Raw genomic sequence first — 20682 nt, forward strand, 5'->3', positions numbered from 1 at the left:
CGTGCTTTATTTTCCGTTTTCTGAGACGACCCCTGGTAGGTGCCGACCGCCAATGTGAGCCAGCGCTCCAGCTCACGCAGCGTCAGGGCGGCCTTGTTTTCGGAATCGTAGTCGCCGCGCTGGTCAGGGTTGGAGAAGGTCGTCCCTGGCAATTCGTCGTGGATCATCTGCATCGCCGTGCCGATGATCCGTTCCACGATGCCGCCGTAGTGCGGCTGCCCGAGCGGGCGATAGTCAAGCCGGATGCCATGCTGCTCGCAGCCTCGGCGTAGCGCTTCGCTCTTGAACTCGGCCGCGTTGTCCAGGTAGAGCAGCCTGGGCTTGCCGCTCATCGGCCACTCCATTTCTATGTTCAGACCCTCCAGCCAGGGACGCTTGTCGCAGGCGACATGCACAAGGCACAGGCCGACCGAAACAGATGACGGCGCTTCCAGCGTGACGACCATGCCGAGCACGCAGCGGGTAAACACGTCGATGGCGATGGTCAGATACGGACGGCCAATCGGTTGCCGGTCGCGCTCGTCCACCACGATCAGGTCGATGACCGTGTGATCAATCTGCACTTGTTCCAGTGGCGCGGTCACGGCGGGAGGCTCACCACCGACACCTTGCAGGCTGCGGGACGCATCCTGACCTTCCCGGCGGCGAGTAGCCTTGAGCGGATCGAGGCCGGCGATCCGCAGAGCCACGGTGTTGCGCGCCGGCGCCCGCAGCTTTTGCGCTTTGCAAGCCTGCGCGACCTCGCGGTGGAACGCTGCCAGGCTACGCTTCTGCTTGGTCAGGAAGCGCTTTTGCAGCAACTCGCGGATGATGCGCTCAACTGATTCCGGCAAGCGTCCCTTGCCTTTTCCGCCGCCGGATCGGCTGCGAGCCAGGTCCGTCACAAGCCCAGCACCTTGCCGGGCACGGCGGATTAGGACATACACCTGCCGCCTGGACAGGCCAAGCGCGTGAGCAGCGGCATCGGCGGCTTCATGCCCGACCACATCAAGCGCTGCCAGCGGCCCGATGATTTCCGCCCGTTGCCGGGCCTGCGCCCAAGCCGCATCGGGCAGGGTGGCCACGCCTTGCTCGGCAATCAATGATGTGTCTGACGCCATGCTCACACCTCGCTTTGGTGCACACGAGTATTGAGCATAGTCGAGATTGGTGCAGATGACTTCTGATATTGCGTTGTCAGGAGTCGCCTGCACATCTGGCGTTACGCCCCGTCAATTGGTGCAGTCGTCTTCTGAAAATGACACTAAATTGGCTATGTCAATTTTGACCACCCAAATTGCCTAGAGCGCTTGCACGCTTTCTAATTTTCATGCAGAATACAATCTGATTAGTGACGTATAAGGAGAACACCATGCAAAGCATGACCCTTGAGCAGCTTCGCGTTGCCAGCAATGCCGGCGGCGTCTCAGGCGTGACCTTGAAAGGGCAGGGCGGGGCGTTCCTTGTTCAGATCGCAACCCGCAGCGGTTCCGGTGCCGTGCTGTCGAAGGCCCGCAGCGGCGAGCCGCGCCGGTTCGGCAATCCGATTGCTGCCCTGTCCCTGTTGCGTGATCTTGGAATCACAGTCGGCCAGTTCGACGCCAGTGACTGGAACCCCGCCGAAAAGGTGGTCAATAGCCGCGACGATGCGAGGGCGCAGGTACTGCGCGGAGCGCACGAAGCCGCCGCCTATAACCAGTGGCTGACCGGCGAGATTCAAGCATCCATTGACGACCCACGGCCGAGCATTCCGCACGATGAAGTCATGGCCGAGATGGACGCCGACATTGCCGCCTTGCCGAAGAAAAAGCGCGCATGACGGCCAAGCCTTACCGCATTGAGTGGCGGCCGATGGCACGCGAGGACTTGCGCGCCATCGTGCGCTACATCGGCAAGGACAACCCGACGCGGGCAAAGAGCTTCGGCCAGGAGCTGCGCGACAAGACCAAGCCGCTTGCACAGCATCCAGAGATTGGCCGACATGGCCGGCCGGGCTTGCCCGAGTGGCTGCGCGAACTGATCGTGCATCCGAACTACATCGTTTTTTATCGTGTGCTGGCCGAGGCCCGCACCGTTCAGATTTTGAGAGTGAAGCACGCGGCGCAAAAAACGCCGTGATTACCAACCCCGGCGCGCTAACGCCGGTTTTTTCAGGAGTGGCGAAGATGAACACGAACCAAGAATTGGGCGTATCAATAGAACAGGCGGAAACGATGGCTAACGCTTTTTTTGAGCAGATCGAACCGAAGGTAAGGAAGGGCAGGGCGTGGACGTTCCACCGCCTCAATGCTGCGTGCGACACGCCGAACGCGGAACGCGTGCAGGCCGTGCTTTACCCCGACGACGGCCAAGGCTTTGCCCTGTACGCCCGTCAAGGCCAGACCTTGCACGCCGTGACCCATGACGGCCGCCCGGTGCGCTTTCGGACGTTTGAGAAGGCACTCACGACGCTGGCCGACGTGTCGCACCTCGACCCGGAAATCATCGTGGATTCGTCCAACTGGTGCGAGGAAACCGGCCCGCACTGACGCAGGAAAAAGAAAAGCCCAACACCGCGCTAACAGTGTTGGGCTGGTGCGGCCCGGAGTGGCGAAACCCATTAGGCCGCGTGACCATTACCAAAACAGGAAAACGATCATGACCAATACTACCAAAAATGGCGCGAGACAGACAGCCTTAAACCTTGATGGCGGCACGTTCAAGAAGCCCGCCGCGCCTACGCCGGTTTCCAAGTTCCCAAGTCTTGAGGAAAAGGAACGACTGATTCGCAAGCCGTGGACTACGGAAATGCTCCCGCGTCATCACCAGTTGATCGAGGACGCCTTAGAGATCGAGCAGGAGGAAGCGAGGGCGGCCGGCGCGCTTGGCTACATGGCCCGCACTCTTGCGCAAGCTACTTTGCCCCACAAAGACCCGAAGTTGCCACCTCGGACGATGTACACCCGCGACACCGGCCGCCTGACCCTTTCAGTCGTTCCGACCAGTCCCCGACATGGCATCCCCTACGGGTCGATTCCGCGCGTGATTCTGGCGTGGATATGCAGCGAGGCCGTGAAGACGAAGGCGCGCACGCTTTCCCTCGGGCACTCGCAAAGCGACTTTCTGGAAAGCCTCAATCTGCACAACAACGGCCGCGACATTGCCCGCTTCCGCGAGCAAGCCTTGCGCCTGTTCAAGTCGGTTATTTCCGTGGAGTACACCGACGAGCGCGACGGCGACCTATCGGCCCGCCTGATGATTTCCGAGTCGTCACATGTGTTTTGGCACCCCAAGGCTTCCGAGCAGCGCGGCCTTTGGGAGAGTTCGCTAGAGCTGTCCGAGGGCTTCTTTCGGGAAATCATGGCCGCGCCCGTGCCGATTGACATGCGCGTGTTCCACGCCTTGAGCAAGTCGCCGCTGGCGATGGATATTTACACATGGCTGACCTATCGCATGTTCGTTTTGCGCCGCTCTGGCCGGTCGTCTGCCTTCGTGCCTTGGGCCGGGTTGAAATCGCAATTTGGGGCTGGCTACCCGGACACAGATCAGGGCTTCCGCGACTTCAAGAAGGGGTTTCGCTTGCGCCTGAAAGAAGTCCTGTTGTTCTACCCGGCCGCACAGGGCCACATTCAGGAAAAGCCTGTAGGGCTGGCCTTGACGCCGTGCGAGCTGCACATTTCCCACACCAACGGGGCCAAGCTGTCGAGTCTGCCCAAGGCTTAATTGGCTCACCCCGGCGCGGCCGGGGCCGGGCTTTCGTGCTGCGCATCGAGCCTTGTTCCAAGTCTCGACCCCTTCGGGCTTCAATCCCTTTCGTCATGCCGTCCCGGCAGCGCTGCGCGTCATGTTGATGGCGACACCGCGGCGAGCTGGCCACCGTGTCGGCGTCACCAGTGCCGGACGTGAAATCGCACCCCCCCACCTTTGGCGACAGAGCCGGCGACCTGGTGCGCTCCGGCTGTCACCATTCCCCCGATCTGTGGAAAAACCCTGTGGATAGCAACAGTTATCCACGTGCAATCACTCCCGCGAGCCGAAAGCCCACCGCCCAAGGGGTTGCGGTCGATTTGGGGAAGTCGCGACGTGTAATCACTCCCGCGTCAACGTGTAATCACTCCCGCGTCAACGTGTAATCACTCCCGCACTCGACTTTTCCACAGCCCGCAAACCCGCGCCCCGCCTAGCTTTTCGCGGTTATCCACCGCTCCTACAAGTAGCTTGCTACAAATAGCTTTTTTTCAAATATATAAAAACAAGTAGTTGGAGCGCCAAAAACCGTGGATAACTCGACCGCCTGAGAAAAAGGAACGCCGCAAAGCGGTCTGCGACCGGGGCACCCCTTCGGGGTTCCCCCACCTTCGGCGGCTCCCCCTCCCCATAAATGGATGGCCTGCGGCCATGACTGTTTTTGAAGCGCGGCAAGCCGCGCCAGGTACGCGCCCGCCACAGCCAGAACAGGCGATCGTTCAACACGAAAGACCGAAAACCGGTTTATCAGGAAGGAGAGAGGCCAGCACCGCGCACTAAACGGGCTACAGCAGCGCGCAAAGGCCGCAAGGCGCGCTTTTGGATGTCAAGGCACGGGCCAAGCAGGGGAGGCCGTAAAAGTAGCTCTATGGGCCTTTAAAGAAGTCTGCAGGATTTAGCACGCTGAATCTGTCTTGGAATCCCGAAAAAGCGGCGTACTTTCAACAGATGGCGCGAACTTGACACGCCGCACCACTCCCCCCGCCCCTCGCCAGCGAGGGGAGCGATTCGCCATCTGTCGTCAGGGGTGCAGGCGGCGGGGCGCTTCGCTTCCTTGACTGCCCCCCAGACTAGAGGCTTGGGTCGTTCCAGTGGCATCAAGGGTGAAGGCTTCGCCCGCCATCCTCACCCGTTCGGTGCTCGCCCTGCGGGCTGCGCTCCGCGTGCGGCCTCCGGTGTCGCCCTTGACACCCCTTCCACTTGACAACCGAGGCGGCCAGCGAAGGCCCGGCGAAATAATCCGCTTTTCTTTATGGTGTAGTAGTAATAGTAGTAGTATAATTACTATTATTCCTACCAACCCCGAAGGAGTCAGCAAAATGGCCTTATCCCAAGACATCAAAGAGCGCATCTTTGCCGCCGCCGACGCCCTGCACGCGGCCAGCGAAACCGGCGAGTTTCCGAGCGTGGAGGCCGTGCGCCAGGAGAGCCGCGCCGGCATGAACAACGTGGTGGAGGCCATGAAGGAATGGCGGCAGAACCAGCGCAAGCAGGTTCAGGCCGTGCGCGAGCCGTTGCCCGTTGAATTGCATGGCGTGGTGCAGAGCATGGGCCAAAGTCTTTGGGAGACGGCGCAGCAACTGGCGAACGAATCGCTAGACGCTGCCAAGGTTGCCTTTGAAACCGAAAAAAACGACCTGATCCAGCTATCGGCCGAACAGTCCGAATCCTACGAGAAGCAAGCCGCCGAGCTGGAGGCCGCGCAAGCCCGCATTGCAGAGCTTGAACGCCAAGCCACGGCCGCCGCAGCCGCAGCGCAAGCCACCGCCCAAGAGCTGGAAGCCACCCGCAGCGCCCGGCTTGCAGCCGAGCAAGCCGCAGCCCTTGCCAACCAGAAGGCCGAGGAAATCGAACGCCGGGCGGCCGAGCTGCGCGCCGAACTGACTCACGCACACACCGAAGCCGAAGCCGCCGCCACGGCCGCCAAGGCGACGGCCGACAGCTTGCGCGCTGATGCCGACCGCTTGCGCACCGAGCGCGACAAGGCGCAGCAGCGTCAAGAACTGGCCGACGCTGAAAACGCCAAGCTGGCCGCCAGTCTGGCCGCCGCTCAAAGCGAGACGATGAAGGCACAAGCGGCCCTTGCTGGCCTCACCGCCAAAACAGAGGCCACCGAGCAGGCGCACCAGGAGCAGCGCAAGCAAGCCGCCGCAGAGGCGCATCGAGCAGCCGAGCGCATGACCAAGGCGCAGGCCGAACGCGACGACGCCACCAAAGCCGCCACAGAGGCCAGAGAACGGGCCGCAGGGCTGGCCGGGCAGTTGCAGGCTATGCAGGAGCAGAACGCCGCTTTGCTGGCCGCGATCAAGCCGCAGGGCGAACCGAAGCCCAAGAAAACACCGCCTGCCAAAGCCTGATATTGGCGACGGCTTCACGACCTGGCCAACGCGCAGCCGTCACCAACGGCCGCCGCGTTTTGGCTGTTTCATTCCCGCGTTCATTGCCAGTTGTGGCCCGTGTTATGGCTGGAATCGGCGTCAAGGGCGACACCGGAGGCCGCACGCGGAGCGCAGCCCGCAGGGCGAGCACCGAACGGGTGAGGATGGCGGGCGAAGCCTTCACCCTTGATGCTGATGGAAGGCCATAGAGCCTATCGGCAAGGGGGAGGGACGAAGGGCGTAGCCCGCCACCCCTGCCCCCGCAGCCAGTCGGGCAAGAACCGACGCGGGATGCAACCCGAAGGGGGTTGCCCAAGCGAAGCGCGGAGGGGTTCCCGCTGGTGACAGATTGGCGCGATCGAGGCAGATCCGTTGTCACCAAAAGATAACCCCGCCGAAGCGGGGTTGAGGGTCAGCGTTCCAGCTCGACAGAGGGCAGAGGGTGCGCCCGTTCGATGTTCTGCATGTTGTAGGCGTATTCGTCTCGGCCTAACGTCGTGGGCCGTGCGCCGTCTCGCTTTGCTGCGCTGGCTACCTTCGTCACATCGAGGGCATGAGCAGCCGCCAAGCCCGGCACATGCGCTTTAGCTGTGCGCGGGTTTTCGGCGTGTTCCCACTCCTGCAACCAGTGGGCAATCCGCTGGCTGTCAGGCGTGTAGCCGGTTGCATGTGTCATGAGACGCATTAGGGCTTCGTGTTCCAGTTGGCTGAACATGGTTTATTTCTCCACCTTTCCGCCCGGCTGTTTCCCCCAAGCCGATGCCAAGCGTTCCTTGACACCTTCACGGTAAGCAGGATTGCGCGCCCAAATACTGCGGCCCATTGCCAAGTGTTCTGCACGTCGGGCGGTTGTCTGATGGCCGGTGCGAGGGTCAAGGCGCGTTGATGTTGGGTTGACCATGTTGTTTAGGCCACCCGCTGCACGACCTGGTGCAGAAGCCATGCCGGCCGCACTGCGTGCCATTCCGCCGAACGTAATTGCCGCAGAGGACATGCCGCCCGCAAGCTGCGCTGCATAGTTGTTGACCGTGTAGAGGATATACAACATCACCGACGAAACGACCAGCAATTGCAAGGACGTGAATAGCGGGTTTTGGTCGCTGTCAATATCGACAGGCCCGACAAATGCCAAGAACGCTTTAATAGCGAAAGAGAGCACCGCAGCCAATAGCGCAATTTGAAACAACGCAGTCATGACAACACTAAACCAGCGGTCAAAAAATTGCTTTGTCGGTGCCCACATCAAGAGCATGACGAACAGCGGGCCGATGCCAAGCATGATCGACAGTACGGCCTTAGCCATCACAATCATGGCTCCCGCAGGAAGGGCAATGATTAGAGTTGCAAGGGCGATGATGCAGGCATTTATATATTCGCCTACAGCCATGCCCGTTTCGCTCCATCCACGATTCCCGGCTTTTTCCCAAAGTTGCGCCGACAAGTCCAAGCCCTTGCCGAACGCATCATCAACGACGCCATAAACCGACGTTGGGGACATGCCATTGCTGCCGGAAAAAGAGGCCGCCAAAGCCGATTCCAGACCGCGTATGGCCTCAACAACCCAAGTCAGGTACATATCCGCATTCAGAGCAAAAGCGGAAATCAGCAGGAATTTGCCGCATGAAAGCAGGAAAGTCGAAAAAGGGGCTTCGACCTTCCCCAAAACCATCATGAAGCCGTTCATCACGTAATGAAACGTCGTCAGTAGAACCGCCAATGTTACGAATGTGGAGACGACCGCGCCCGCCGTTGTATTCACGTAGGTGTTTAGGGCGGTGTCGATAGTCTCGCCAATGAATTGAAACAGCATAGGGCCGGCCATGTTCAATCTCCTTTCTTGCCGAAATCAACGGCGTTAGGTGTTACCCACCCGCGCCGGGCGTTGGCTTTTTGGTTGTCCGCCTGCTGAGCGTTTACGCAGTTTGCGGACTCCCTAAGCCGGCCAGGATCAGCTTTGCATTTGGCGAGCATTTCCTTACGTTCGGCTTCGTGTTCCTTGTACCAATCTACGGTTTGAACTGGCGTGTTTTCACCGCAGCCGGCGAGGATGGCGAGAAGCGTCAAGAGGACGATATTTTTCATTTCCGTACCTCCTGCACTTCGGCGTCAATGACATGGCCCCGGCTGCGAGTGGCGTGCGCTTCGTGTGCCTGAACATAGTTCATGGCGTGGGCCAGCTCGGCGGCATCAATGATGCGCAGAGCGGCGACTGTGCGCAGGGCGCTTTCCCGAGTGCCTACCCAATGTCCGGCGAAGCGTTCGCCAGAATTCCGCAGAATGAACACGCAGGCCCCAAGGCAACCACCGGATAAAACCACAGCCAGCAGGGGCGAAATCGGCGCAGGCTGGCGAGGCAGGGGAACGCCCAACCAGTCAACGGCAGCTATCAGAAAAGGCATGATGGCAAACACGGCCGCGAGGATGTCGCCATGAATCATGGAAGGTGCACGCTTGCCCACTTCGCGGGTAAAACCCATGCGGTCAATGCAGGCCCAAAAACGCCACATCGCCAGCAGTAAGAAGAAGCACAGCACGACAATTGGAAGATGCAGATACGAGACCATTTTTCACACCTCCCTTAGTTGCCAAACGTCACGGTTTTGGGCTGTGCCCAACCGCGCCGGGCGTTGGCTTTTGCATTGATTTCCGCCTGCCGTTGTGCTTGCACGCGATCTTCCGCAGCCGCGACCATCGCATACATTTGCAGCTTGGTTTGCTCGTTTTGAATGTTGGCCTGTTCAGCGCCAATCCGGGCTTGCAGCTCGGCAATGGCCTTCGGGTCTTGCGTCTGGTTGATTTTCTGCATGAGCTGGTCAATTTGATTGATGCGGCTCTTTGCAGCGTTGTACGCATCAAGGGCAAAGCCTTTGTCTTGCGCACCCTTCACCGCTAGGGCTTCGCAAGAAGTGCGCTGCTGTGCAATCGTGAAATGCCCGCAGGCATCGTAGATTTTGTTCGCGTCATAAACGCTTTTCCCTGTGCCTGAGAGGCCCGAGTAACCGCCATTCTTCACGCTGTCGTAAACCGCCTGCCAGTCGCCCGGAAGGTAGTCCCGCATGGCCGGGTCATTCATGATGGTGCCGAGGCCACGCGAGCCGGTCAGAGATTCATATTGCTGTTTGGCTTGCTCAATCTGGCTCATCATCTGGTCATATTGAAGTTTCCACTTCGCAATGGTTTCGACCTGGGCCGCGATTTGCTGGCCGATGGATGCGCCGTCAGTGACGGGAATTTGAGCGAAAGAGGCCGACGACAGCGAAAGGCCACCGGCAAGGATCAAAGAGATTGAAAGTTTTTTCATGTTCGCCACTCCAAAAGGTTGAGGGCGAACGCCGGGCCGTCTTTCCGGTCTGTCTGTCGGCTCTTGCGAGCTACTGTTCCCGACTGTCAGGGCTTGTTTAAGGCCCGTATCCGGCACGCCGAGGCGTTCTTGGGATGTGGTCTATACGGCGCGTCTTTCCGCTGCTTGTCTGGTGGCTCTTACGAGCTACTTTCCCACCTGTCAGGCCCGTTCTTTTCGGGGCCGCACCCGGTACGCCGAGGCGTTCTTAGGGCATAAAAATCAGCGTTCGTTTTACTTATCCATGCATGCCAAAACCCAATGCTTTGGCATACCCAATTTTCCCATTTTGGCGCGATTACGTCGATGGTGACAGGCGCACCGAGGCGGGAAGCCAGCCTGTCACCACTTATTTACTCATTTGAGTATAGCACCGAAACCGGCTAATGAGTAGATGAATTTAAGGGGTTTTTACTCATTAACTCAGATATGCCGATTCGACCTCTGGCATGGCCTGATAGTCAATCTTGACCGTGGCAACCGGCTGGCCGGGTATCTTGAGGAAGCCTTGCAGGTCGGGCAGGTTCAGCACTTCCGACGACATGATGGCGGCTTGCCGCACGCGCTGCATGTTGTAGTTGGTATTGAACGATTCCGAGCTTTGACCGGGATTCGTCAGGCCGCCCGAGCTGGTGCCCTGCCCCGTCGTCATTTGCAGCCGGTCAATGTCCTGTTCGCCAAGTTCCTTGCTGAAATATTCGGCCGTCTCATTGTCGCCAGCCCGCAAAATCAGCTTTGTGGACAGATTGGCGAGCAGCGTTTGCGCCTCGTCCTTGCCGTAGGTTTCGCGCAGTTGCGATACCGTTTGCAGGCCAAGCACGCAGCGCCCGCCGTACTTGCGCAGCTTGGTTAGACCACTGCGCAGGCTGGACACCTTGCCGAGTGAATCGACCTCATCGAACACGAACCACAAGCCGCGATCTTGGTTTTCCGAAAGGCTCAAGCCTTCGACAATGCCGAGTTCCAGCAGCGAGGCCACAAGGCCGCGCAGCATCCCCATTTGATCGTCGCGGTAGGTCACGAATAGCCAGCCGGTGCGGGTTTCATCCTGCACCCACTCACGCACGGAGAACGTGCCAGCGTCAGGCAGGTAACGCCACACGCCGAGATAGGTAGCGATGATGCCCCGCGTGTTGTTCAGCATCTTGTCATTGCCCTTGGCGCACAGGATGGCCGCAGGCGTGCCGGCCAGCAGTTCGCCCAGCTCCTTTATGTCTGCCGAGCTGACATAGTGCAGCAGCCGCTTTACCGACCGTTCCCCGCGTAGATGCAGGGCCAAAAGCGTTTCACCGAGCAGCGTTTGCGCGTAGTGGTGCCACTCTGCACCCTCCCCCGTTCCGTCAGGCACGGCGGCCTTTGCGATACGCTGGCAGTCGTATTCAGCCCGGATTTCAGCGAAGGGCGACCAATCCACCGAACGACGATCAAACGGGTTAAACAGCACATCGCCAGGACGACCAAAGCGGGAGAAGAACCCCCCGGCCGGGTCTGCGATCAAGGCCCGCTCATTGCGTGCCCGTACAGCCCGCAGAACCCGGTTAATCGCTTGCGTCTTGCCCGCGCCCGTGGTGCCGCTGAAAAGCATGTGCTGCGCTTCCAACATGCGCGGAACGACCACCCCGCCAATCTCAATATCCACGTCGGCCGGCTTCGCCTTGTCGCCGTACATGCGGGCTTGCAGATCGGAGCCGCCGACAACTTCCGTGCCCCTGATGACCGTTTCTTGGCCGTGCGGCGCGTAGTTGGCGCGGGCCATCATGTGGCCCCAAATCCGGGTCTGGCAGAACACCGCCACCACGGCCACGCCGATAGAGAGCAGGGCCGACGATTCACCGCTGGCGACCATGCGAGGAACGGCCGAGCCGAGGCCGTAAACGACGGCCACAGTCCACGCGCTGAGCCATAGCCACGTTACCCACGTCGCAGGGTCTCTGCCCTTGATCGTGTTGAACAGGTTGCGGCCGAGCATGAAGGCCGAGCCGCCCAGCAGCAGCAGGGTTAGGGCAAGTGATGGTTTCATTGGCTATTCCTTGCGGCCTGAATCCGCTCTTTTGTCTTGGCGTCCAAACTGTCCCACACCGTGCCTACGGCACGGCCGAAGGCCGCTTGTTCGTCAATCTGTTTCCCATACAGCAGGTGCGAGCCGTAGAAGCCAAGCGCGCCCGCTAGGAGGCTTCCAGCGAAGGCAACGGCAATCCATTGCCAGCGTTGCCGCGTCTCCCCTTCGCCGCGTCCTGATGGATGCGGGCCGAGGCCACCAGTTCGCGGGCCACGCTGGCGAGCGCTTCGCCGGCTTCCTCGCGCAGCGCCGCCTTGAGAGAGTCCCGCAGCGCGACCTTTTCGGCCGCCGCGAAGTTTCCGAACGAGGCTTTTTCCGCCGTACCGAGCTGGACGATAGCGCCGTGGGCCTTTTCCGTGGCCTTGAGGATGGCCCGAGCGTCGGGCTTACTTCCTTTTCAAAATTACCGGGAAGCGCCTTTATGTCATCGTGCAGTTTGCCTACGTCGCCGAGCAATTCAGCAATCAAGACCCCTTGAGCGGTATTAGCCATGAGTGCCCCCGGTTATTTAAGTAGCGTTTTAAAAACCGCGTCCAGTTCGTCGGAGACACCTTCGGCAAGTCGCTTGATAGACAGCAATTGCGCATATTGAAGTTTTTCCGCTGAATCCGCCGCCGTTTTGATCTTCTCTTTGAAGTCGGTTTGATCTTCGAGAATGTCTTTAATGCTATGGCCCGCGCCTTTGAGCTTTCCGTATATGTCATTCATGTGAATAACGGCGTCAGGCCGAAGCGTGAAATTTTTGGCGGATGCTGCATATTCAAACAGGCCGGGGAAAACGCGCTCCGGTGTTTCGTCAGTTTCCAGCATATTGAAAACCACGCGGATTTTCTTGGCAGGAACGCCAATTTCAGAAAGTGCATCAATGGTGCTGATTGTGTCGCGCTGCTGCTTGGATTTCGCCACGGTCGGGATAACGAAGAAATCGAAGTCCTCATGGCTGCGTTTGTATTGGGTCATTTTGTTGATGAAGTCTTCGACGTTGGAAGCGCCAATGTCGATAACTGCATCATCCATGAGGGCGAGCGCTTCTTGCAGCTCGCCAAATTGTTTCCCACGGATGGCCTCATCTTCGCTGCCGTCAGAATTGATCGACTCGACCGGGATAATTTCGGCACCCTTCATGCGAGGGGCCAATAGGTGGCGGGCTACGGTCGATTTTCCGACGTTTCCAGAGAAGTTGATAACGGCGATTTTCATTTTTTGGTTTCCTTGGGCAATAGCTTTTTAAGCAATGGATTGGTGTTTTCTGGCCTGATGAACTCTTGTGCGCGGCGCTCTCGCTGCGCTTGCTTGCTCAACCCTGATACTTCGGGTTCGCTGTCTTGCGGGGCCTCTGCTGCCCCTTGAATCGGTGATGCTGGCAGTGGTTTTTGGTCATGACCAAATGCGGGCGTTTGGTCTGCTTTCTCTCCTTTCTCCTCACGTCTTTTGATGTACTTCGACAGGCCGGCAATCGACATTTGCACCCCGTTGGCGGCGAGGAATTCGCACACCTGTTCCAACGTGCAGCCGCTTTGCCGGAGCTTGGTTATGTCGTTCCAGAAGGGCACCAGCCGGGAGCGTTGCCCGGCTGGCGTGACCTTCTTTAAGAACTCGTTTGCGTCCACTGATAGGCTCCTTTGCCAACATTCAACAAGTTTAGACAGTTTTCGCCATTCAATCAACCTTGTTTAAACGTATTTTTAACATGGTTAGACCGTTCTAGCCATTGTTTATACACCAATTCGACACACATTGACAGGCTTTCGACGCTGGCAGTAGAATGCTGCCGTGATGTGCAGCACAGATAGGCACGTCGGATATGTTTACAAAAGCGCTCCGCGTTTTGAAACATATCCCGTGCCCAAAGGGGTGCCCCCCTTTGGAAACCTGCCACCGGCCCCCTACGGGAGCCGGGCCGCATGGCGACAGATCCACGCCCACCAGGTCGCGGATTCGTCACCAGCAGCACAAGCCGCCCGGCCGCTTCGCAGCCGGTCATTAACCGCCCTGCCCCGTGTCATCGAGGCGGGCACGAGACAGGAGCCGCGACCATGCCGCGCAAGCCCAAAGAGCCAACCCGCACGGTAAGTTTCCGGCTTACCCTGCCCGACCATGCCGCCTATCTGGCCAAGGCCAACGCGGCCGGTGTGAAGCCGTCCGAGTTCTTCCGTGATGCGGTGTTGACCAATCGAACGCAGGTAGTCGCACGGGCGCAGCCGAGCAGCGACAAGCGCCGGCTGATTTACCTGTTCAACAAGGCCAGCAACAACCTGAACCAGCTTGCCCACACGGCCAACGCCGCCGAGCTGGCCGGCACTGTCACCCCGGCAACTTACGCCGGGATATTGGCCGAGCTGCAAACGCTGGCCGACGTAATGAAAAAGGCAATCCGCGATGCTGATTAGAGTGCGTGGCGGCGATGCCGGAATAAAAGAGTACCTGGAGAAAGGGCAGAAAGACGGCCGGGACTACAGCCGGGACGAGCTGGACGAGCGCGTTATCTTGTCGGGCGATCTGGAATTAACCGACGCCGTTATCAGCAATATGGACAAAACCGGCGAGCGTTATTTGCATATCACGCTGGCTTTCAAAGAGGACGAAATCAGCCGGGACAAGTTACAGGAAATCACCGACGAATTTAAGAAATTCGCCATGACTGCCTATGAAGGTGATGAATATAACTTCTATGCCGAAGCGCACTTGCCGAAGTTAAAGACCTACACCAATCAGAAAACCGGCGAGCTGATCGAGCGTAAGCCGCATATTCATATTGTCATCCCTGAATACAACCTTTTGAGCGAGAAGAACCTAAACCCGTTTGGAAAGGTTGACCAGCAAACCAAGTTTCTCGAAGCGTTCCAAGAACATATCAATGCGAAGTTTGGGCTTGCCAGTCCGAAAGATAACCGGCGCATTGAGTTCACCGACGAGAGCGCGATTATTTCCCGCTACAAGGGCGACTATTTCAAGGGCGCAAATCACGACCTGAAAGAGCGCATCTTGTCCGACGTGTTGGACAAGGGCGTTACCGACTTCGACCAGTTCCGGGCCATCGTTGCCGAGCATGGCGACACCAAGACCCGCAACGCGGGCAAGGCCGGCGAATATCTCAACGTGAAGCCAGAGGGCGCGGCCAAGGGCGTGAACCTGAAAGAGTACGTTTTCAGCCGTGAATTCATCGAAATGCCCACCGCTGAAAAGCGGCAGAAGCTGGCCGGCGAAATCCGCGCAGGGTACGAGGACGCCAAAGCGCCCCGCCCTACCCCGGCCGACATTGCCGCACGCTTGCAGGAGTGGCGCGAGGTGCGGGCGGCCGAGCTGAAATACATGAACAGCGGCAACCGCAAAGCCTATGCCGCCTATCGTGAAGCCGACCCCGAGCAGCGCCGGGCGATTCTGGCCGAACGTGCGACTACGTTCTACGCCAAGCACCGCCCGGCTGTGGAAGTTCCCCACGACCCGCAGCAAGAGCGCCCGGCCCCTGCCAGAGCGCCCGAGCTGGCCCGCACCAGTGAACCGACCCCGGCCCCGTCGCGTGAGCGTGACGGCCGCCAGACCGATAGCGTAGTGGGCCAGTACGAGGCCGAGCGCCGCGAGCGTGCCGCCCGTGGCACCGACAGCAGCCGGGCAGAGTTCAACACCATCAAACGCGAGCTGGACGCCTCCCGCTTGCTGGCGAGCGTCAGCCGCACGCATGGCGTGATGCCCGACAAATACGAAGTGACCAAGGGCAAGGACGGCGGCGACCGCATCCGGTGCGGCCGGCGAAATCTGAACGTGTCCGACTTCCTCACCCAAGAGCTGCATTTACCTTGGCGTGATGCCGCGCCGATCTTGCAACAGACCTACACCGAGCAAATCGGCCATGCCGCGCCACAGCAGGCCCGCCCTGCCCTGCGCCGTGACCTTTGGGCCGAGTACCGACGTGACTGGCAACCACAGCAGCGCGAGCGCCGGGAACAGGATTGGCAGGAGCAGAAGAAGCGCGAGCAGGAGCGCCGCGCCGAGCTGCGCCGTGAATACCTGGGCGAGCGCCGGGCCGTTCAGAATGACCGGGCTTTGAAGCCGGCAGAACGCAAGGCGGCTTTGTCGGTTTCCAGCATGGGCAAGGTGGTGAAGGATATAGAGCTACGCAAGGCCATTGCCGGCGAGCGTGAAGCCTTGAAGGCCCGTTATCGGATGAAGCCGGCCGACCAGTACCGGGCCTATCTGGCCGAGCGTGCAGGCAACGGCGATGCCGATGCACTGGCCGAGCTGCGTCGGCAGCGCAGCCCGCAGCGTGCCCCTACTGGCGAGCGCATCGAGCACCAGATCGGCCAGCAGCCCGAGGCCGCGCCGATCATGAAGCCCGCCGCGTACAAGGTCGATCAACAGGGCAACGTGACCTATTACGACCAGCAGAAGCGGGCCATGTTCACCGACCGGGGCGAAGCCGTGGAATTCGGCCAGCAGGAACGCGACACCATCGAGCAGGGCTTGCGCCTCGCCCTTGCCAAGTTCGGCCCGCATATCCGCTTGCGTGGCGGTTCCGAGGAATACAACAACATGATGGCCGACGTGGCGGCCGATTCCGGCCTATACGTCGAGTTCAGCGACAAGGCTTTGCAAGACCGCTACAGCCAGCGCCGGGAAGCCACCCAAGCCAGCCGCGACTACTTCACCAAGAGCAAGGCGGCACAAGGCGGCCAGCAGCCCGAGCGCGACCAGCCAGAGCAGGCCACGCAGCGCGAACGCGAGCAGCAGGCACAGAAGCCAGACCACGGCCGAGGGCGCTAACCGCCCTGCCCTGCCGGGCTTTGCTGAAAATGAGCGAATGAGTAAAAGAGTTCTTACTTAACGTGCGAATTCTTGCTATACTCAAATGAGTAAATGCACGTTAATTTCATTCACTCAGGAGGCCCCATGCAGGTTATCGCCGTGTTGAACCAGAAAGGCGGGTCAGGAAAAACGACCATCGCCACCCACCTAGCCCGCGCCCTGCAACTGGACGGGGCTAGCGTGTTGCTTGTCGATTCAGACCCACAGGGCAGCGCCCGCGATTGGGCCGCCGTGCTGGACGAGAACCCCGTTACGGTTGTCGGTATCGACCGACCGACCATTGACCGCGATCTAAAGGCCATCGGTCATAAAGATTTTGTAGTGATCGACGGCGCACCGCAGGCCGCAGACCTTGCCGTTTCAGCGATCAAGGCCGCCTCGTTCATCCTGATACCCGTGCAGCCTAGCCCTTACGACATTTGGGCGACAGCCGATCTTGTCGAGCTGGTGAAACAGCGCATCGAGGTCACGGACGGGAAGCTACAGGCGGCGTTCGTCGTGTCGCGGGCAATCAAGGGCACGCGCATAGGCGCGGAAATCACCGAGGCTTTGGCCGGCTATGGCCTGCCCGTTCTTGAATCCCGCATCACGCAGCGCGTGAGCTATCCCGGCACGGCTGCAGCGGGGACAACCATTCTTGACGCCGAGCCAGACGGCGACGGGGCCAGCGAAATCCGCGCCCTGATGAACGAAATTAAGCAAAAACTCGCTTGAGTAAATGAGGATATAAGTAAATGACCGCCACCACTAAGGGCACACTCAGCGCCGGCCGCCCAAGCGCCAAAAGTAGCAAAGCCGCCACCCTTGCCAGCCTTGCCGACAAAGCCGCCACCGTTCGCGTGAACTTCGACCTGGACCGCGACCAGCACATCAAATTGAAGCTGTATGCCACGAAGCAGGGCAAGAGCATCAAAGAGGTGTTGAGCGACTACGTTGCACAGCTTCCAGAGTAAAGGAGCGATTACTTAAATGAGTGAATACACAAATGAGCGAGCGATTGATTCAGCTACAGACCTGAATCTGATCCGCGAGCAGTGCGGCACGCTTGAGCTGGCCTTGCAGACCGAAACCGAACCGGCCCGCCTGTCCGACTTGCGCCGCGAGCTGGCCGAGTGTCGGCAGCGTGCTTTTGAAGTCGAGCAGCGCGACCAGCCAGCGGCCGAGCGTGAGGCGGGCGGCCCGGCCGGCGACCCGTTGCCACCGGCCGCAGTGCGTGGCGACAGCGAGAAGGCCGCCCCGTTCGTCACCATCGAGGCCGCAGACCCGCGCCCGGACTATGCCGGCCTGCATGCCGCCGAGCGTATCGAGAACGCCGAGCTACGGCAGGAGCTGGCCGCAGAAGGGCAGGGCGGCCCATCGAGCAGCGGCGGCATGGAGCGTGAGCGCATCGACCCTGAAATATCCCGGCTGGCCGAGCTGGCCGAGGCCCACCGAACCGGCGTGCAAATGTTTGGCGGCATCTACGGCGGCGGCCCGGCCGTGCCGCAGGCCGGCGACCACAGCCCGGCACTGGTGGAACTGGCCGAGCAGCACGAAGCCCGCTTGCTGGCCCGTGACGAGGCGTTTTCCGGTGAAGTCGTCGCGCAGATCGAGCGCGAGAACGAAAGCCCGGCCTACGTCATCGAGGCCGACGGCGACCGCGTGATGGTTCCAGAGGTAGAGGGCGCAGAAATGGACGTGGGCGACGACGTGGAAATCAGCCGCGACCAGCAGGGCAACTATGAGGCAGAGGCCGGCCATGACTACGGACGATAAGAAGGAATACCAAAATGCTTGAGCTGGCCGATAACGTGCGCCGAGAGGTTGCACCCCGTACCGCGCAGAAATACAAGGCTGAATTCGGGCAATTCATGACGCCTTCGAGTGTTGCGCGTTTCATGGCGTCACTGTTCCCGCCAAGCACCGTGCAGACCGGCCGCCTACTGGATGCCGGCGCCGGGGTTGGTGCCCTGTCCTGCGCCTTTCTTGACCGATGGAAGGCCGGAGGCTTTGCATTTGAAAAGGTGGAGGCGACCGCCTACGAAATTGACGACACCTTGCGGGCGCATCTGGCGCAGCACTTGGCCGGTTACAGCCGAGTGAAAGCGAACATCATTGCGGGCGATTACATCGAGCTGGCAGCCGCCGAAGGTCTGCAGGATCGAGGCTATACCCATGCGATCCTCAATCCGCCTTACAAGAAGATCAACAGCCAGTCAGCGCACCGGCTGGCCCTGCGCAGTGTCGGCATTGAGACGGTGAACTTGTATTCGGCCTTTGTGGCGCTGGCCGTGGCAATGGCAGCACCGGGCGGCCAGATCGTGGCGATCATCCCGCGCAGCTTCTGCAATGGGCCGTATTACCGCCCGTTCCGTGACTTCATTCTTGAGCGTGCAGCCATTCGCCACATGCACCTGTTCGACTCGCGTAGCAAGGCGTTCAAGGATGACGAGGTTTTGCAGGAAAACATCATCATCCGGCTTGAGCGTGGCGGCCAAAAAGGGCCGGTAACGGTCACGACTTCGACCGATGACAGCTTCGAGGACATAACCACGAACGAACACCCGTTTGAGCGGATCGTGTTCCCGGATGACTCCGAGCGGTTTATTCATGTGCCCACCACGACCGAGAAAAGCACCATCGAGCTATCGCCCGCCGTGCGCTACACGCTGGCCGATCTTGGCATCAAGGTATCGACCGGGCCAGTCGTGGACTTCCGATTGAAAGAACACCTGCGCGATATGCCCGAGGCCGGCACCGTGCCGCTGATCTACCCCGGCCACTTGAGCATGACCGGGACAGTCTGGCCCGTGCCGGGCTTGAAGAAGCCGAACGCGATCTTGCGCAACGATGCGACCGACAAATGGCTTTATCCGAACGGCTTTTATTGCGTGGTTCGCCGGTTTTCATCGAAGGAAGAAAAGCGCCGCGTAGTGGCTAGCGTGGTTGATCCTGCCGCCTTTGGCGGCCATACCGTGCTTGGGTTCGAGAACCACATGAACCTCTTTCATGAGAACAAGCGCGGCTTGCCTGAGCTGCTGGCAAGAGGGCTGGCCGTGTTCCTGAACACGACCGCCGTAGATGAGTGTTTCCGCCGCTTTAACGGTCATACGCAGGTCAACGCTACCGACCTCAAGCTGATGAAGTACCCGAGCCGTGATGCTCTTATCCAGCTTGGCGAATGGGCCAAGCGGAACAGCGAAATCACGCAGGAAATGATTGATGAACAACTAGGGAAATTGACTGCATGACAGACCAGAACAACAACATCGAGGCCGCGCACCAGGTCATCATTTCGCTGGGCCTGCCGAGGGCACAACAAAACGAGCGTTCCGCCCTTTCTTTGCTGGCCCTGCTGAACCTCACGCCGGGCAAGGCATGGGCCGACGCTGAAAACCCGCTTGTGGGTATCACCCCAATCATGGATTGGGCGCGGGAGCACTACGGCAAGGAATACGCACCGAACACCCGCGAGACTTTCCGCCGCCAGACCATGCACCAGTTCTGCGATGCTGGCGTGGCGCTCTACAACCCGGACAAGCCCGACCGCCCGGTGAACAGCCCGAAGGCGGTCTATCAGATCGAACCCGCCGCGCTGGCCTTGCTGCGTACCTTTGGCACGCCCGCATGGCATGACGGCCTTACGGCCTATCTGGCCGGGCGTGAAACGCTGGTTGCCCGCTACGCAATGGCACGAGAGCAAAACCGCATCCCGGTTGAGATTGCGCCGGGAAAAGAAATCACCCTCAGTCCCGGCGAGCATAGCGAACTGATCCGGGCCATCGTCGAGGACTTCGCCCAGCGCTTCGCACCGGGTAGCGTGCTGGTCTATGCCGGCGACACTGGCGACAAGTGGGGTTACTTCGACGCGGCGTTGCTGGCCGGGCTGGGTGTGGACGTGGATTCACACGGCAAGATGCCGGACGTGGTGTTGCACTTCACCGCGAAAAACTGGCTGCTGCTGGTTGAGTCTGTCACCAGTCATGGCCCCGTCGATGGCAAGCGACACGCCGAGCTGGCAAAGCTCTTTGCCGGATCGACTGCAGGGCTGGTCTATGTGACCGCCTTTCCAAACCGGGCCATCATGGGCCGCTACCTTGGCGAAATCGCATGGGAAACCGAAGTGTGGGTGGCTGATGCACCGTCTCACCTGATCCACTTCAACGGCGTTCGTTTCCTTGGCCCTTACGCAGATTGAGGATTTGAGTAAATGAGCAAAAAATCACCTACTCATAACAACACCCCGGCCGAGCGCCCCGACCCGTACCGGGCGCGGCCTGCCGACGATGGCGGCATGTATTTTCTGCTACCGCGTGACGAACATCTATTGCCACCACTCCCTGAAAAGGCCGAGCGCGTTGTTATCGCGTGGCCGGAGGGGGAGAAGCCGGAGCTGCCCGCCTCCTGAATTCGGGCAC

The 20682-nt window shown here is 59.8% G+C and carries 22 protein-coding genes and 1 pseudogene; 14 read left to right on the forward strand and 9 right to left on the reverse strand.

Annotated elements, in window-relative coordinates; genetic code table 11:
- Positions 1–26 precede the first annotated feature (26 nt).
- A pseudogene (locus CAP31_RS14595) lies at positions 27–1100 on the reverse strand (transposase family protein); the annotation flags it as partial.
- Between the two features lie 46 nt (positions 1101–1146).
- On the opposite strand from CAP31_RS14595, the gene CAP31_RS15345 reads away from it, so the two are divergent.
- From CAP31_RS15345 to CAP31_RS15115, 6 genes are all read left to right on the forward strand, one after another.
- On the forward strand, positions 1147–1284 hold the full coding sequence (locus CAP31_RS15345) for an NTP-binding protein (RefSeq protein WP_369802466.1): 138 nt from the start codon (positions 1147–1149) through the stop codon (positions 1282–1284).
- A gap of 67 nt (positions 1285–1351) precedes the next feature.
- Entirely contained in the window at positions 1352–1798 is a 447-nt protein-coding gene (locus CAP31_RS14605) for a hypothetical protein (protein WP_087448421.1), read from the forward strand.
- A complete protein-coding gene (locus tag CAP31_RS14610; protein ID WP_087448422.1) occupies positions 1795–2097 on the forward strand; it encodes a type II toxin-antitoxin system RelE/ParE family toxin in 303 nt (100 codons plus the stop codon). The genes CAP31_RS14605 and CAP31_RS14610 overlap by 4 nt, the downstream gene beginning before the upstream one ends.
- Before the next feature lie 47 nt (positions 2098–2144).
- The gene (locus tag CAP31_RS14615) at positions 2145–2507 is read left to right on the forward strand and encodes a hypothetical protein (RefSeq protein WP_157662776.1); all 363 of its coding nucleotides are present in this window, start codon (positions 2145–2147) and stop codon (positions 2505–2507) included.
- A gap of 109 nt (positions 2508–2616) precedes the next feature.
- On the forward strand, positions 2617–3681 hold the full coding sequence (locus CAP31_RS14620; protein ID WP_087448424.1) for a replication protein RepA: 1065 nt from the start codon (positions 2617–2619) through the stop codon (positions 3679–3681).
- A 1343-nt stretch (positions 3682–5024) separates the two neighbouring features.
- On the forward strand, positions 5025–6062 hold the full coding sequence (locus CAP31_RS15115; RefSeq protein WP_223247453.1) for a DNA-binding protein: 1038 nt from the start codon (positions 5025–5027) through the stop codon (positions 6060–6062).
- A gap of 433 nt (positions 6063–6495) precedes the next feature.
- On the opposite strand, the gene CAP31_RS14630 is transcribed toward CAP31_RS15115, so the two are convergent.
- From CAP31_RS14630 to CAP31_RS14665, 8 genes are all read right to left on the reverse strand, one after another.
- Entirely contained in the window at positions 6496–6768 is a 273-nt protein-coding gene (locus CAP31_RS14630) for a hypothetical protein (RefSeq protein ID WP_223247454.1), read from the reverse strand.
- 33 nt (positions 6769–6801) lie between these two features.
- The gene (locus CAP31_RS14635) at positions 6802–7905 is read right to left on the reverse strand and encodes a type IV secretion system protein (protein WP_087448426.1); all 1104 of its coding nucleotides are present in this window, start codon (positions 7903–7905) and stop codon (positions 6802–6804) included.
- A gap of 2 nt (positions 7906–7907) precedes the next feature.
- On the reverse strand, positions 7908–8165 hold the full coding sequence (locus CAP31_RS14640) for an EexN family lipoprotein (protein WP_087448427.1): 258 nt from the start codon (positions 8163–8165) through the stop codon (positions 7908–7910).
- The gene (locus CAP31_RS14645; protein WP_087448428.1) at positions 8162–8647 is read right to left on the reverse strand and encodes a hypothetical protein; all 486 of its coding nucleotides are present in this window, start codon (positions 8645–8647) and stop codon (positions 8162–8164) included. Before CAP31_RS14645 ends, CAP31_RS14640 begins: the two co-directional genes overlap by 4 nt.
- Positions 8648–8661: 14 nt before the next feature.
- Positions 8662–9384 carry a P-type DNA transfer protein VirB5 gene (gene virB5, locus CAP31_RS14650; RefSeq protein WP_087448429.1) on the reverse strand — a complete coding sequence of 241 codons (723 nt, stop codon included), beginning with the start codon at positions 9382–9384 and terminating at the stop codon, positions 8662–8664.
- Between the two features lie 457 nt (positions 9385–9841).
- Entirely contained in the window at positions 9842–11443 is a 1602-nt protein-coding gene (locus CAP31_RS14655) for a type IV secretion system DNA-binding domain-containing protein (RefSeq protein ID WP_223247455.1), read from the reverse strand.
- 543 nt (positions 11444–11986) lie between these two features.
- Positions 11987–12682 (reverse strand): StbB family protein, encoded by a 696-nt coding sequence (gene stbB / locus CAP31_RS14660; protein ID WP_087448430.1) that lies wholly within the window; start codon positions 12680–12682, stop codon positions 11987–11989.
- The gene (locus tag CAP31_RS14665) at positions 12679–13092 is read right to left on the reverse strand and encodes a hypothetical protein (protein WP_087448431.1); all 414 of its coding nucleotides are present in this window, start codon (positions 13090–13092) and stop codon (positions 12679–12681) included. The genes stbB and CAP31_RS14665 overlap by 4 nt, the downstream gene beginning before the upstream one ends.
- A gap of 294 nt (positions 13093–13386) precedes the next feature.
- On the opposite strand from CAP31_RS14665, the gene CAP31_RS14670 reads away from it, so the two are divergent.
- The 8 genes from CAP31_RS14670 (at position 13387) to CAP31_RS14705 (ending at position 20672) form a co-directional block, all read left to right on the forward strand.
- A complete protein-coding gene (locus tag CAP31_RS14670) occupies positions 13387–13872 on the forward strand; it encodes a hypothetical protein (RefSeq protein WP_223247456.1) in 486 nt (161 codons plus the stop codon).
- Positions 13862–16243, forward strand: a complete 2382-nt coding sequence (locus CAP31_RS14675) for an LPD7 domain-containing protein (RefSeq protein ID WP_087448433.1) — start codon at positions 13862–13864, stop codon at positions 16241–16243. The genes CAP31_RS14670 and CAP31_RS14675 overlap by 11 nt, the downstream gene beginning before the upstream one ends.
- 126 nt (positions 16244–16369) lie before the next feature.
- Positions 16370–16999: a ParA family partition ATPase gene (gene parA / locus CAP31_RS14680; RefSeq protein WP_087448434.1), complete on the forward strand. Its 630-nt coding sequence runs from the start codon at positions 16370–16372 to the stop codon at positions 16997–16999.
- 20 nt (positions 17000–17019) lie between these two features.
- Positions 17020–17238 carry a plasmid partition protein ParG gene (locus CAP31_RS14685; protein WP_087448435.1) on the forward strand — a complete coding sequence of 73 codons (219 nt, stop codon included), beginning with the start codon at positions 17020–17022 and terminating at the stop codon, positions 17236–17238.
- 16 nt (positions 17239–17254) lie between these two features.
- The gene (locus CAP31_RS14690; RefSeq protein ID WP_087448436.1) at positions 17255–18040 is read left to right on the forward strand and encodes a hypothetical protein; all 786 of its coding nucleotides are present in this window, start codon (positions 17255–17257) and stop codon (positions 18038–18040) included.
- A 14-nt stretch (positions 18041–18054) separates the two neighbouring features.
- On the forward strand, positions 18055–19515 hold the full coding sequence (locus tag CAP31_RS14695) for an Eco57I restriction-modification methylase domain-containing protein (RefSeq protein WP_087448437.1): 1461 nt from the start codon (positions 18055–18057) through the stop codon (positions 19513–19515).
- Positions 19512–20462: a BsuBI/PstI family type II restriction endonuclease gene (locus tag CAP31_RS14700; protein ID WP_087448438.1), complete on the forward strand. Its 951-nt coding sequence runs from the start codon at positions 19512–19514 to the stop codon at positions 20460–20462. The genes CAP31_RS14695 and CAP31_RS14700 overlap by 4 nt, the downstream gene beginning before the upstream one ends.
- 12 nt (positions 20463–20474) lie before the next feature.
- A complete protein-coding gene (locus CAP31_RS14705) occupies positions 20475–20672 on the forward strand; it encodes a hypothetical protein (protein WP_087448439.1) in 198 nt (65 codons plus the stop codon).
- Positions 20673–20682 lie beyond the last annotated feature (10 nt).

Origin of the sequence: Sulfuriferula sp. AH1 (assembly GCF_002162035.1) — a bacterium.
GTDB lineage: Bacteria > Pseudomonadota > Gammaproteobacteria > Burkholderiales > Sulfuriferulaceae > Sulfuriferula.